The 13,292-nt window shown below is 56.8% G+C and carries 13 protein-coding genes and 1 tRNA gene; 11 read left to right on the top strand and 3 right to left on the bottom strand.

Annotated features, from left to right (window positions below):
* Positions 1-87: 87 nt before the first annotated feature.
* From QRN85_RS12595 to QRN85_RS12605, 3 genes are all read left to right on the top strand, one after another.
* Positions 88-450, top strand: a complete 363-nt coding sequence (locus QRN85_RS12595) for a hypothetical protein (protein WP_284758327.1) — start codon at positions 88-90, stop codon at positions 448-450.
* 151 nt (positions 451-601) lie between these two features.
* Positions 602-1,582 (top strand): zinc-binding dehydrogenase, encoded by a 981-nt coding sequence (locus QRN85_RS12600; protein ID WP_112963546.1) that lies wholly within the window; start codon positions 602-604, stop codon positions 1,580-1,582.
* A gap of 79 nt (positions 1,583-1,661) precedes the next feature.
* Positions 1,662-2,015 carry a DUF1304 domain-containing protein gene (locus QRN85_RS12605; RefSeq protein WP_284758330.1) on the top strand — a complete coding sequence of 118 codons (354 nt, stop codon included), beginning with the start codon at positions 1,662-1,664 and terminating at the stop codon, positions 2,013-2,015.
* Positions 2,016-2,017: 2 nt separating this feature from the next.
* Here the strand turns inward: QRN85_RS12605 and QRN85_RS12610 are convergent, their stop codons facing one another.
* Together QRN85_RS12610 and QRN85_RS12615 are read right to left on the bottom strand one after the other, a co-directional pair.
* Entirely contained in the window at positions 2,018-2,200 is a 183-nt protein-coding gene (locus QRN85_RS12610) for a hypothetical protein (protein WP_112963547.1), read from the bottom strand.
* A 216-nt stretch (positions 2,201-2,416) separates the two neighbouring features.
* Positions 2,417-2,506, bottom strand: a tRNA-Ser gene (locus QRN85_RS12615).
* Positions 2,507-2,771: 265 nt separating this feature from the next.
* Here QRN85_RS12615 and QRN85_RS12620 point away from each other — a divergent pair.
* From QRN85_RS12620 to QRN85_RS12655, 8 genes are all read left to right on the top strand, one after another.
* Entirely contained in the window at positions 2,772-3,821 is a 1,050-nt protein-coding gene (locus QRN85_RS12620; protein ID WP_284758333.1) for a septal ring lytic transglycosylase RlpA family protein, read from the top strand.
* Between the two features lie 138 nt (positions 3,822-3,959).
* Positions 3,960-5,126: a D-alanyl-D-alanine carboxypeptidase family protein gene (locus QRN85_RS12625; protein ID WP_284758334.1), complete on the top strand. Its 1,167-nt coding sequence runs from the start codon at positions 3,960-3,962 to the stop codon at positions 5,124-5,126.
* 74 nt (positions 5,127-5,200) lie between these two features.
* Positions 5,201-5,872, top strand: coding sequence for a dTMP kinase (gene tmk / locus QRN85_RS12630; protein ID WP_284758336.1), 672 nt, complete (start codon positions 5,201-5,203; stop codon positions 5,870-5,872).
* Positions 5,869-6,894, top strand: coding sequence for a DNA polymerase III subunit delta' (locus QRN85_RS12635; protein ID WP_284758339.1), 1,026 nt, complete (start codon positions 5,869-5,871; stop codon positions 6,892-6,894). Before tmk ends, QRN85_RS12635 begins: the two co-directional genes overlap by 4 nt.
* Positions 6,895-6,990: 96 nt before the next feature.
* Positions 6,991-8,541 carry a methionine--tRNA ligase gene (gene metG / locus QRN85_RS12640; protein ID WP_113219503.1) on the top strand — a complete coding sequence of 517 codons (1,551 nt, stop codon included), beginning with the start codon at positions 6,991-6,993 and terminating at the stop codon, positions 8,539-8,541.
* A gap of 5 nt (positions 8,542-8,546) precedes the next feature.
* Entirely contained in the window at positions 8,547-9,329 is a 783-nt protein-coding gene (locus tag QRN85_RS12645; protein ID WP_284758342.1) for a TatD family hydrolase, read from the top strand.
* Positions 9,330-9,331: 2 nt separating this feature from the next.
* On the top strand, positions 9,332-10,165 hold the full coding sequence (locus QRN85_RS12650) for an MBL fold metallo-hydrolase (RefSeq protein ID WP_284758343.1): 834 nt from the start codon (positions 9,332-9,334) through the stop codon (positions 10,163-10,165).
* 80 nt (positions 10,166-10,245) lie between these two features.
* Positions 10,246-12,027 (top strand): chloride channel protein, encoded by a 1,782-nt coding sequence (locus QRN85_RS12655; RefSeq protein WP_112963554.1) that lies wholly within the window; start codon positions 10,246-10,248, stop codon positions 12,025-12,027.
* Positions 12,028-12,285: 258 nt separating this feature from the next.
* On the opposite strand, the gene QRN85_RS12660 is transcribed toward QRN85_RS12655, so the two are convergent.
* Positions 12,286-13,290: a GlxA family transcriptional regulator gene (locus QRN85_RS12660; protein WP_284758865.1), complete on the bottom strand. Its 1,005-nt coding sequence runs from the start codon at positions 13,288-13,290 to the stop codon at positions 12,286-12,288.
* Positions 13,291-13,292 lie beyond the last annotated feature (2 nt).

A 13,292-nucleotide genomic window follows, 5' to 3' on the forward strand; every position in this document is an offset into this window, starting at 1 on the left:
CAGCACTTGTTCATCAATTGCGTGCCATTTTACTGGCATATTGAGGCGTTACCGCACAATGGTTCGGCTCACATGGAGAAGCCCGCAATGAAAAAGATTCTTCTCACAGCGCTTGCCGGTGTCATCGCGAGCGGCGCAGTTCTAGCCAGCGTTCAGACCGCATCGGCACAATATTACGATGGTCCCTATCGTTATGATCGCCGCGGTCCACCGCCGCCACCCTATCGCGATCCGCCTCGCCGACATCGTGACCATGATGGCCGGGTTATCGCTGGCGGCATTGCTGCAGGCGTTCTTGGCGGCATCATAGGCGGCGCCTTGGCCAGGGACAGCGGCCCACGCTATGTCGAGCCACCACCACCGCCACCGCGCTGCTGGTTTGAGGACCGCCAGGTCCGCAACGCCTATGACGGCGGTTGGCACATGGAAAGCATCCGCGTCTGCCGCTAAGGCTGTCGGCAGCAAGCCAATATAGAATTCGAAAGCCGGCCATCAGGTCGGCTTTTTCTTTTGAAAATCCGCCATTTTCAACATTCACAGCAATGCCGCATTATTCAGTGAAAACTCAGCAACAATTCATTTCAACAAAAGGAATAAAGACATGCGCACTGCATCTCATGACGTTTTTGGAGAGCCTCAAGACGTATTGCACCTTGCAGAGACCCCGACGCCAGAACCGGGCAAAGGCCAGGTCCTTATCCGCATGATACTTTCGCCGATACATAATCATGACATCTGGACCGTGCGCGGAAGCTATGGCTACAAGCCGCCATTGCCGGGTGCAGTCGGCGGCAGCGAAGCGGTGGGCACGGTTGAGTCAGTGGGCGAGGGCGTAGACAGCGCGCTGATTGGGAAGCGCGTTACAGCCGCCGGCGTGCACGGTGCCTGGGCCGAGTTCTTCCTCGCTCCTGCTGCAGGCCTCGTGCCCGTGCCAGACGCAATATCCGATGAAGCCGCAGCCCAACTTATCGCCATGCCATTCAGCGCCATGGCGCTACTCGAATTTCTCGGCGTCAAACCGAATCAATGGATCATCCAGAACACGGCCAATGGTGCAGTTGGAAAAGCTGTCGCCATGCTTGCACAGGCGCGGGGCATTCATGTTATCAACCTGGTCCGGCGCGATGAAGGTGTAAAGGAGCTCGAAGAGCTCGGTATCAAGAACGCCGTTTCCACCGCTCAGAACAATTGGCGGGAGACCGTGCGGACGCTCACCGGGGAACAGCCCATCAAAGCGGGTGTTGATTCCATCGGTGGCTCTGCCAGCAAGGACATTGTCGAGCTATTGGGAGAGGACGGCTTGCTGGTATCCTTTGGCAGCATGACGGGCGAACCCATGCAGATCCCCTCCGGACCGGTCATATTCAAGCAGCTCACCATCAAGGGGTTCTGGGGCAGCACAGTCATCGGCACCATGGAGCCGGACACACGCCGCCGCCTGATCGGCGAATTGATCCAGCATGTCGCCAGCGGCACCATCATTCTTCCGGTGGAGGGCGTATATGGCCTTGCCGACATTTCCCAGGCGGTCAAGGCATCGCTAGCTTCAGGTAAGTCCGGCAAGGTATTGCTGAAGCCATAAATGTCGCAGTCGAAGCTTGCTTCGGGTTAAATGCCCAAGGCGCATCCTCGGCGCGCGAAAGCGTCGAGGAGGGCGTATATTGATTGCCAGTCTATTGATCGTGCTGATTGCCGTCTTGCATATTTATATATTGGTCCTGCAGACGGCTCTCTGGACAAAACCCGCAGGGCGCAGGGCTTTCGGTCTTACGGAAGAATTTGCAAAGTCCAGCAAGGTCTTGGCCGCCAATCAGGGGCTCTATAATGGATTTCTCGCCGCAGGTCTCTTATTCGGCGTGATGCAAGGCGAGGAGGGATACCTGTTTTCAGTGTTCTTCCTGACCTGCATCCTTGTCGCGGGGCTGTTTGGTGCCGCGACGGCCAGCAGAAAGATCCTGTTCGTTCAATCCGTGCCAGCGGCCCTTGCTCTCGCCGCCGTTTTTGCCGGCATATAACCTTACTTCGGCGCCGCCGCATGAAGACGGGCGACGATATAGTCATAGCTCTCCATGACATGAACCCGCTCATTTCCAGCCCGCAGCACCAGCGTGCCCTGGGAAAGCGGAGAAATCTGCGTGACATGATCAAAATTGATAGCCAGCTTCTGATTGTTACTCACCGCCGTCACTTCAATCCACATACTGCAAACGCCTTTCAAGAATCACGATTTTAAGCGCACCTTATAAAGGGCGGCACTGGACTCACAACTGCTTTTGACGAGATCCCAACTTACCTATCGATCCGACCGTAAAACGCACGTGACCCGCTTTGCCACAACGAAAGCAGCCGTTTACTATCAATGATTGTGGTGGCAACGCGCCAACGGGACGCCATAATTTCAGCAGTCTGAACATGCTGGCGGATGGGGTGGGATTCGAACCCACGGTACGGTCTCCCGCACGCCGGTTTTCAAGACCGGTTCCTTAAACCACTCGGACACCCATCCGTTTCCAGCGAGGCTTTACAACTGTTTGCGTCGTTCCGTCAATCCATCTGAAGGCGCAATGCGCAAGGTCTCCACAGGCTGGGCGTCAACCAATGGTTAACCACGTTGCGTACAATTTTATCGAAATCGCATGTGCCATTCGCAATTTCGCCATGTTGCGGGCAAGATTAAGGGCCTGTTAGGTGCTTCGGTGTCAGGGGCATATCCATCGAGGCGAGAGAGGGATTGTCGAAAGACGATCCAGCAGCAGCACGGGGCATAGGATTTGAATTCCACGTTTATGAAAGTTGGTGTGAGCGCCAGATGGCTCGGCCTTGCCGTTCTCTGTGCAGCGACAGCATCCTGTTCGACGACGTCGAAAACTGAGACCAAGCCGAAGCGCAGCAAGGAATATTTTTCCGAGTCCGAGTATGGCGTAAAGGCAAGCCCGCGTGTGGCTGATGGTGCAAACATTCCTAAGGGCGGCGGTCGTTTCCTCGTCGGGAATGCCTACACCGTCAAAGGCCGCCGTTACTTCCCCAAGGAAGAACAGAACTACGACAAATCCGGTCTGGCATCCTGGTACGGTTCCGCATTCCATGGGCGTTTGACGGCCAATGGTGAGGCCTATGACAAGGAACACCTGTCAGCTGCCCATCCTACATTTCCGCTTCCCAGCTACGCTCGCGTCACCAATGTCGAGAACGGCTCTTCCGTCATCGTTCGCGTCAACGACCGCGGGCCTTTCCACGAGGGTCGCCTTATCGACGTGTCCAGCAAGACGGCCGATCTTTTGGACATGAAGCGAACGGGCACTGCCAGTGTGCGCGTTCAATATGTCGGGCGTGCTCCGCTCGATGGGCATGACATGCCTTATCTGATGGCATCCTACGTGCCGAAGGGCGCGCGTGGACCGGGCATCAACCCCGAGGGGCAGATCGCAACAGGCGTCATGGTTGCTTCCGCTTCGCCTAACAATATTCCTATTCCGCAGAGCCCCGCCTATGGCGGCTCCGCGCAGATGGCACTGGTCGGCTCCAAGAAGAGCCAGGCACTGCAGGCCATGCCGTTGGTCAATGGACCAGCCCCAGTCATGGGACAGGGTGCTGAGCAGTTCGTTATCCTGCCGGAAATCGGTCCATTCATCACCGAACGGCCGGAGGGCAACTATCTTCGCGCGCCAGCACCCTCGGCACGATTTGCCTCTGCCTATTCTGAGGATGCACCTGTTTCAAAGTCGGCAAGCGCATTTGACGCCGTTCTCGTCAAACGTGGTGAACTGACGGAACAGTCGATCCTGTCATTCGTGAAAAACAAGCAGGGCAAGGCTCGCTGAGCTTTGCCCTTTTTCGAAGTGTTGCGCATACTATGCCAGCCTGCGTCATGATTCTGGAGAGGCGTGTCGCCGGGGCGGCAACGTCGATCAAACCAGGTCACGCAGGCTTAACAACTTATGACGGCGGGCAACGTCCTGATGCGCGAAACAATCAAACGATATCTTAGATCTGCTGTTCTTGCTGCCGTTTGTCTGAACATTGGTGCAGTGGCTGCGAATGCGCAGACGGCCCCGGTCGTTACCAAGGCGCAGCAGGCCTACATGATCGATGCAGAGACGGGCACGGTCCTTCTTTCGGTCAATGAGAACACCCCGTTTCCGCCCGCATCCCTTGCCAAACTCATGACGGTGGAGCTCGTTGTCAGCGCGCTTTCGAAGGGTGAGGTAAGCCCTGAAACCAGCTATCCGGTTTCCGAATATGCCTGGCGTACCGGCGGCGCGCCGTCACGCACTTCCACCATGTTTGCAGCGCTGAAATCCTCGGTCAGCATCAATGACCTGCTGACGGGCATCATCGTACAGAACGCCAATGACGGCTGCCTGATTGTGGCTGAGGGGATGGCGGGATCCGACGGCGCATTTGCCAAGAGGATGACGGCTCGGGCGAAAGAGCTCGGCATGGCCAACAGTTCCTTCGCAAACTCAACCGGATTGCCCGATCAGGTCAGCCAGACCACCGCAAAAGACATGGTGGTTCTCGCCAGCCACATTCATCGCAGCTTCGGCGATCGCTACGGCCTGTTCAGCAAGCCAGACTTCGAATGGAACCGGATTTTCCAGCGAAACAAGAACTCGCTTCTTGGCAATGGTATAGACGGGATGGGCCTTGGCTTTGCCGAGGGCCAAGGCTTCTCCACGGTGGTTTCGGCAGAACGTGACAGCAGGCGCATCTATCTCGCGCTCGCAGGCCTGCCGGATGACAAGACCAGACAGGAAGAGGCGCGACGCGTCGTTGAATGGGGTCTGACGGCTTTTGAAAAGCGCAATCTCTTCAAGGATCGAGAGGCCGTCGGGACAATTGCCGTGTATGGCGGGGCGGTGTCATCCATCGATCTTGCCGTGCATGAGGACGTCAGCGTGCTGGTGCCGATCAACAATCCCGAAAGACTTTCGGGTCGCATCGTCTATAACTGGCCGCTCAACGCCCCGCTTGAAGCTGATCACAAGGCCGCAACGCTGAGAATATTTTCTGGAGAGAAGCTTCTGCGTGAGGTACCGCTTTACACGCAGCAGGCCGTCGCCAAGGGCACACTCACTCAGAACGCGACTGGCGCATTGAAAGAACTGCTGTTTTTCTGGCTGTAGTCTTCATGGTTTCGCAACCGGGCGATATGCGTTAAATACAAATCGGCACAGAGTGCTTTAGTCAGGAAGAAACATTGCCCGAAAATACCGGATTGTTCATTAGCTTCGAAGGTGGAGAGGGCGCAGGCAAATCCACCCAGATTCGTGTTCTTGCCGAGACCTTGCGTGCGCGTGGGCTTGAAGTCGTCGTGACGCGGGAGCCGGGCGGATCTCCCGGCGCGGAGGCAGTTCGGCATGTTCTTCTCTCGGGCGCTGCCGAACCCTTCGGCGTGCGAATGGAAGCAATGCTGTTTGCCGCCGCGCGCAATGACCATGTCGAAGAGGTCATACGTCCGGCGTTGCAGAGAGGCGCGGTTGTCCTGTGTGACCGCTTCCTTGATTCTTCTCGCGTCTATCAGGGCACAACGGGCAATCTTGAGCCGGAATTCATCGAGACACTTCAACGCATCGCAATTGACGGGACGATGCCGGACCTGACCCTGATCTTCGACATTGCCGCCACGGCAGGACTGGCGAGAGCGCGCAAACGTGCCGATATTGGCGCGACACCCGATCGCTTCGAAAAGGAAGAGCTGGAAACGCATGAAAAGCGCCGCGAAGCCTATCTCGACATAGCACTCAACGAGCCGCGCCGCTGTCGTATCGTCAATGCCGAACAGCCGCAGGAAAAGGTGGCGGAAGACGTGCTGTCCTTCGTTGAGCCAATGGTTTCCAAATTGTCCGCCATTTCGGACGTAGCGGAATGAGCGAGACACCGGGCGTGCTGGATGGCGCAATAGCGCCGCAGGAAAACACCAGATTGTTCGGCCACGAAGAGGCCGAGCTTTTTCTCGCGCAGTCTTATCGCTCGGGTAAAGGCCACCATGCCATTTTGATCGAGGGGCCGGAAGGCATCGGCAAGGCAACGCTGGCCTTTCGCTTTGCCAACCATGTCCTGTCTCACCCGGAGCCATCGGAAGCGCCGGAGCGGCTGGCGGACCCCGATATGGACTCTGTCGTCAGCCGCCAGATTTCGTCCGGTGCCTCGCACAATCTGCTGCATTTGACGCGACCAGTCGATGAGAAAACCGGCAAGGTCAAGTCGGCTATTACGGTGGACGAAGTACGCAGGGCAGGGCATTTCTTTTCGCAAACATCTGGCACCGGCAACTGGCGCATCGTTATCATCGACCCGGCCGACGACCTTAACCGCAATGCGGCAAACGCGATCCTTAAGATTCTGGAAGAGCCGCCGAAGCGGGCGCTGTTCCTCGTGCTTTCCCATGCGCCGGGAAAGCTGCTGCCCACAATTCGCTCACGCTGTATGCCCCTGCGTCTTGCTCCCTTGGGCAATGACGACATGGAAAAGGCACTTCAGCATCTGGGCCTTTCCATGTCTGCGGAAAAGCGCGATACGCTTCTGGAAGCATCCAAGGGCAGCGTTTCCCAGGCGCTGAAACTGCTCAATTACGGCGGCTCGGATATTATCGATGTCTTCGGCGAGGTCATGACGGCGACCGGGCCTTCAGCCCGCAAGCAGATGCACAAGCTGGCCGATGTTCTGGCGCAAAAAGACGGTGATATCGTGCTCGGCTTCTTCATGGAACATGCGACCGAAGCGCTGATGGAGCGGGCGAGGGCGGCGGCCATGGCTGGAGACCTCAGCACCGCAGAGCGCCACGCCCGCCTGTCGTCATCCTTGACGGAGCGCATCACAATTGCTCAGGCCTATAATCTCGACAAGAAGCAGATGGTGCTTTCCATCCTTGAAGACATGCGCTCGGCCTGAAGCCGGACAATTTTACGGCTTTCGCTTTCGCTTGTGCGAACAATAGGCTAAGAGCGGTCTATCTCAAAAACAGTCCGTAAAAATCGATCGAGCGTCATGACAGACAAGACACCTTTCTACATCACAACAGCGATTTCCTACCCAAATGGCAAGCCGCATATCGGCCATGCCTATGAACTGATCGCGACGGATGCCATGGCGCGGTTTCAGCGTCTGGACGGAAAGGACGTCTTCTTTCTGACCGGCACGGACGAGCATGGCCAGAAGATGCAGCAAACGGCGCGCGCCGAGGGCATCACGCCTGAAGAACTGGCACAGCGCAACTCCGATCAGTTCCGCGAAATGGGCAAGCTGCTCAATGCCTCCAATGACGATTTCATCCGTACAACGGAAGAGCGTCACCATGAGACGTCGCGCAACATCTGGAAATTGATGGCGCAGAAGGGCGACATCTATAAGGACAGCTATGCTGGCTGGTATTCCGTGCGCGACGAAGCCTATTGCGCCGAGGACGAGACGGAAGTCCGCGCCGATGGCGTTCGCTATGGACCCCAGGGGTCGCCGGTCGAATGGGTCGAGGAAGAAAGCTACTTCTTCAAACTCTCCGAGTATCAGGACAAGCTGTTGAAGCTCTATGAGGATCAGCCGGATTTCATCGGTCCCGCAGAGCGACGCAACGAGATCATCTCCTTCGTCAAATCCGGGCTCAAGGACCTCTCGGTATCGCGCACCACGTTTGATTGGGGCATCAAGGTACCGGATGATCCAAAGCACGTGATGTATGTCTGGGTCGACGCACTGACCAACTACATCACCGCGACCGGCTATATCGAAGACAAGAACGGCGCTCGCGCGAAGTACTGGCCTGCCGACGTTCATATCATCGGCAAGGATATCATCCGCTTCCACGCCGTATACTGGCCTGCATTCCTCATGAGCGCCGGCCTGCCGCTGCCAAAGCGCGTCTATGCCCATGGCTTTTTGCTCAACAAGGGCGAGAAGATGTCGAAGTCGGTTGGCAACGTTGTCGATCCCGTCAATCTGGTCAACCATTTTGGTCTGGATCAGGTGCGCTACTTCTTCCTGCGCGAAGTGTCTTTCGGACAGGATGGCAGCTACAGCGAAGAGGGCATCGCCACGCGCATCAATGCAGATCTGGCAAATGGTATCGGCAATCTCGCCAGCCGCTCCTTGTCGATGATCGTCAAGAACTGCGACGGACAGGTGCCGACACCCGGCGCCTTTACCGATGAAGACAAGGCGATGCTGGCCGCGGCTGACGCCCTGCAGGCAACATGCCGCGAAGAAATGAACCGGCAGATGATCCACAAGGCGCTGGCCGCCATTATCGCCGTTGTTTCCGAAACGGACCGCTATTTCGCGGGCCAGGAACCCTGGGCTCTGAAAAAGACCGACCCGGAGCGCATGGGCACAGTCCTGTACGTGACGGCAGAGGTGGTTCGCCAGATCGGCATTCTGCTGCAGCCCTTCATGCCCGGCTCCTGTGAAAAGCTGCTGGACCTCGTTGCCGCACCTGCCGACAAGCGCGACTTCGCAGCCTTGGGTGAGGGTGGGCGTCTCGTTCCGGGCACTCCGCTTGAGGCACCAAAGCCGGTGTTTCCGCGCTATGTGGCGCCAGAGGCTTAACGCAGATGCTGATCGATACCCATTGCCATCTGGACTTCGCCGATTTCGATGCGGAGCGCGACGATATCATCGCACGCGCTCACGCATCCGGCGTCAGCCAGATGGTGACGATCTCCACCCGCGTCGCCCGGCTGCCGGAATTGCTGAAGATCGCGGAGAAATACCCGTCGGTCTTTTGTTCCGTTGGCACGCATCCCAACAATGCCGACGAAGAACTCGACATTACCGCTGAATATCTGGTCCGGCTTGCCAACAGCCATGAAAAGATCGTGGCGATCGGCGAGGCGGGGCTGGACTATTTCTACGACACGCAGAAGCCGGAAGACCAGAAAACCGGCCTGCGACGCCACATCGAGGCAGCGCGCATCACCCAACTTCCGCTCGTCATCCACAGCCGCAGCGCTGATGACGACATGATTGCGATTTTGCGGGAAGAAAGCGGGAAGGGTGCTTTCCCCTTCATCCTGCATTGCTTTTCAGCGGGCCCGGCGTTGGCGCAAGCCGGGGTAGAACTCGGCGGTTACGTGTCGTTTTCCGGCATTCTCACATTCCCGAAGTCTCAGGACATTCGCGACATCGCAGCCACCATCCCCGTGGACCGGTTGCTGGTGGAAACGGACGCGCCCTATCTCGCACCGAAGCGCTGGCGCGGCAAACGCAATGAACCCTCCTATGTCGTCAACACGGCAGAAGTCCTGGCAGAAGTCCATGGCATCTCCTACGAGCAAATGGCTGAACTGACCACCCAGAATGCATTTCGCTGCTTCTCCAAGATGACGAAGGTGTAGCTGTGGCAGGCTTTCGGCGGAGGTTCACGATACTCGGTTGTGGTTCTTCTCCCGGAGTGCCGCGCATCAACGGGGACTGGGGCGATTGCAATCCCGACAATCCCAAGAACCAGCGCACCCGTGCCGCATTCATGGTTGAGCAGATTGCGCCGGATGGCGGTACCACCACCGTCGTCATCGACACAGGGCCTGATCTACGCACGCAGCTGATTGCCGCAAGGGTCACGCATATCGACGCTGTGCTCTACACCCACGCTCACGCCGATCACCTACATGGCATAGACGATCTGCGCGGCTTCTTCATCTCGACACGCAAGCGAATCCCCATCTATGCCGACGTAGCGACGATGCAGCGCATTCGCGATGGCTTTCCCTACTGCCTCGAAACGCCGCCGGGCAGCAATTATCCGCCAATCGTCGAGCCTCATCTGATCGAGGACCTGGACACGCCAATCACCATTACGGGTGAAGGCGGGGCGATCTCTTTCGCGCCGCACATGCAGCAGCATGGCGACACGCACTCACTCGGATTTCGCATCGGCTCCGTCGCTTATTGCACCGATGTCAGCGACTTTCCGGCGGACTCCGTTTTAAAGTTGAGCGGGCTTGACGTGATGGTCATCGATACGCTGCAATATCGCTATCATCCAAGCCATCTCTCCATGGAGCAAGCGCTGGAGTGGATTGGAAAACTTCGCCCCCGCCGCGCCATCCTAACCCACATGCATACGCCTCTCGATTATGACATAGTCATGCGCGAAACACCTGAGCACGTGGAACCGGGCTACGACCAGATGCAGTTTGAACTTGAAGTCTCGGGCGACCTGACGGTTTGAACTGAAAACAGCAGCGCACCAACGGCCTATATTTGCTGGAGTGGCGACCAGAGGCACAGCAATTCGCCGGAGGAATCAACATGTCGTCCAAGCCTTTCCGTGCTCCCAGTATGGCAAGCTTCTTCGACAATCTTCGCTCCAGCAGACTGCGCGCCGTGTTCCGGCGCGGCGAAGTTGCACTTGTCGTTCTCGCCATCTTCGTCGGCGCCGCAGCCGGTCTTTTCGTTGCTCTGATTGGCGCTATAACGACGGCGCTCCATGTCCTTGTCTTTGGCGTCGAGCGGTTGAGCAGCAGTGATCTTTCCGGCTACATTGTCCTGGTAGGCCCGCTCGCTGGCGGCATCATTCTGGGCGTCATGATCTTCGTGATCTCAAAGACACGCAAAAAACCGATGATCGACCCGATCGAAGCCAACGCTTTGCACGGTGGTCGCTTATCACTCACGGATAGTGTCATCGTCTGCGTACAGAACATCATCTCGAACGGCTTCGGGGCATCGGTTGGCCTGGAAGCCGGCTATACGCAGGTGGCCAGCGGCATCGCATCCAAGCTCGGCCTGAACCTGAAGCTGAGGCGAGGGGACATGCGCATACTCGTCGGTTGTGGTGCCGCCGGAGCTATTGCAGCAGCCTTCAATGCTCCGTTGACGGGTGCGTTCTACGCCATTGAACTGATTATAGGCACTTACACGATCGTCACGCTGGCGCCGCTGGTCGTATCCGCCTTGGTCGCAACGATCGTCACCGGACTTTTATCGCAGCATGGGCTCAGCATCGATATTGCTGGCTCAAACACCGTTACGCCGCCCGATTACGTTCCGGCAATTTTCCTCGGTGCTGTCTGCGCCGGCATCGGCATCATTCTCATGCAGGCGGTTTCATTTATTGAAGAGACAGCCAGGAAAAGCCGCATACCCATCTGGCTAAGACCGGCCATGGGTGGGATTGTTGTTGGAGCATTGGCGCTGATTTCGCCGCAGGTTCTTTCCAGCGGGCACGGCGCGCTCCACATCAACCTCAATGCAGATATGACGATTGCGGGCCTCGCGGGACTTTTCCTTCTCAAAGCTTCCGCCAGCGCGATTTCCATCGGCTCCAGTTTCCGCGGAGGCCTGTTCTTCGCGTCGCTGTTCATGGGCTCTCTGCTGGGCAAGATTTTCGCGATTTGCGCACCTTATATCGGTTACGGCGACACGCAGCCCGTCGTCTATGCCGTCATCGGCATGAGCGCCTTTGCCGCTGCCATCATTGGCGGGCCTTTGACCATGACATTCCTGGCGCTGGAATTGACCGGCGACTTCCAGATCACTGTTCTCGTCCTCGCTGCCGTGATGACCACTTCGCTGGTGGTACGCACCACCTTCGGCTATTCCTTCGCGACCTGGCGTTTTCATCTTCGGGGCGAAAGCATCCGCAGCGCGCACGACATTGGCTGGATCCGTGATCTGACAGTTGGCAAGATGATGCGCGCCGACATTCGCAAAGAGCGCGTCAGCATCGGCCTTGCGGCCTTCAAGGAGAAATACCCGCTTGGCTCAACCCAACGCGTGATCATGACACACGACGACGGACGTTACGCCGGGATCATCCTGGTACCGGAAATCTACGCCGACCCGATGGAGCGAGACTCCAAGACAATCAGCCTTGAGAGCTATCTGCGATACAAGAGCGATGTTCTTCTGCCAACAATGAACGCCCGCCAGGCCGCAGCAGCCTTCGACGCCACGGAAAGCGAAGCACTGGCCGTCGTCAACGACAAAATCGAAAACAGACCAGTGGGCCAACTCACAGAAAGCCACACGCTCAGGCGCTACAGCGAAGAACTAGAAATCCGTCGTAGGGAAACCTCGGGAGAAATATAGAACATGAGAAATTCGCTATAAGGCATTGATTTAATGTTTCTATCGATTGCCAAAGATATAGCAATCCTGACAACCACATCGATCAAAAAGTTCCATAATCTATCTTATGCGATAATTGGCTTTGGGTGCGTTTCGTCCACATCACAGTGTCGCCTCTTGCCGTACTGATCAAATCGACAGTGAGCAGCCAAATGTCGACGTCAAACTGGTAGACCGTTGAATCATTGCAGATCTGCGGCCCGCTCGCTCATCCGCTCTTCAATTAGATTTCGCACTTCCTCTATAGGTATTGGGCGTCGCGCCGGTAAGTCGGGCGAATATTTTGCGGAATGCTGCCGGATCCGCGTAGCCAACCGTCCAGGCAATGCTCTCCACGGAATTGTTCGTCGTCTCAAGCAGTTGCCGCGCTTTCATGATACGGACATTTTGAAGGTACTCTGTCACCTTCAATCCCGTTGCGCGAAAGAAGCGCCGCTGGAGTGTTCGCTCGGAAAGATTGACGCTGTCTGCCAAGGCGGCGATGGACTTTTGTAGCTCGGGTGCCGCATGGAACTGGTGCTGAAGATGAACCACATCAGCGTCCCCATGGTCGAAGCGAGGTATGAAAGTCTTGTAACGGCTCTGGCTGCGACGAGGCGGATCGACGATGAGGAAGCGGGCAGTCTCGAGCATTACCGCCTGCCCTAAAAGTTTTTCGACGATGAGAAGACCCAGATCAGCCCAAGCAAGGATTCCGCCCGCGGTGATCACATCGCCATCGTCAATGATCATATGTTCAGAAGCAACACTGATGTTCGGAAACTGCTCTGCCAGCCTGTCTGCAAAGGCCCAATGGGTCGTTGCCCGCCTGCCGTCGATCAATCCGGTTTCCGCCAGAACAAAAGCGCCCGCGCAGACGGAGCAGACGATGGCACCCTTTGCGTGATGCGTTGATATCCACTCGGATGCTGGCGCCATTCTCTCCATTTTCTCGGGCATGATGATGCTGGGTGGAGAAATGATGTAGTCGAGTACATGAGGTTTGTCTGAATGAGAATCCCATGTACAGTGAACACCACCCTCCTCCAGCGTCCAGTGACTGACTCTCAACGAAGGTCGATTGGCGGCGGTAAGCATATCCGGGTACCACTCGCAAGCAATACGAAACAGGTCTGTAAGCCCGTAGATCGCAGCGAGTTGGCATCCGGGGTAGATCAGAAGGCCAATCTCGATCAGTTTTTGTTCGTTCTTACGCATTGTCGCTTTTGCCACCGATAAAGTCATTT

Source organism: Agrobacterium sp. fls2-241-TYG-188a, assembly GCF_030209845.1.

What these genes read in the sequence shown, in the direction of transcription:
- QRN85_RS12660 (WP_284758865.1), bottom strand. Translation starts at nt 13,290, where the DNA reads ATGACTTTATCGGTGGCAAAAGCGACAATGCGTAAGAACGAACAAAAA.
- QRN85_RS12610 (WP_112963547.1), bottom strand. Translation starts at nt 2,200, where the DNA reads ATGTGGATTGAAGTGACGGCGGTGAGTAACAATCAGAAGCTGGCTATC.
- QRN85_RS12645 (WP_284758342.1), top strand. Translation starts at nt 8,547, where the DNA reads ATGCTGATCGATACCCATTGCCATCTGGACTTCGCCGATTTCGATGCG.
- QRN85_RS12625 (WP_284758334.1), top strand. Translation starts at nt 3,960, where the DNA reads ATGCGCGAAACAATCAAACGATATCTTAGATCTGCTGTTCTTGCTGCC.
- QRN85_RS12600 (WP_112963546.1), top strand. Translation starts at nt 602, where the DNA reads ATGCGCACTGCATCTCATGACGTTTTTGGAGAGCCTCAAGACGTATTG.
- QRN85_RS12655 (WP_112963554.1), top strand. Translation starts at nt 10,246, where the DNA reads ATGTCGTCCAAGCCTTTCCGTGCTCCCAGTATGGCAAGCTTCTTCGAC.
- QRN85_RS12635 (WP_284758339.1), top strand. Translation starts at nt 5,869, where the DNA reads ATGAGCGAGACACCGGGCGTGCTGGATGGCGCAATAGCGCCGCAGGAA.
- QRN85_RS12595 (WP_284758327.1), top strand. Translation starts at nt 88, where the DNA reads ATGAAAAAGATTCTTCTCACAGCGCTTGCCGGTGTCATCGCGAGCGGC.
- metG (WP_113219503.1), top strand. Translation starts at nt 6,991, where the DNA reads ATGACAGACAAGACACCTTTCTACATCACAACAGCGATTTCCTACCCA.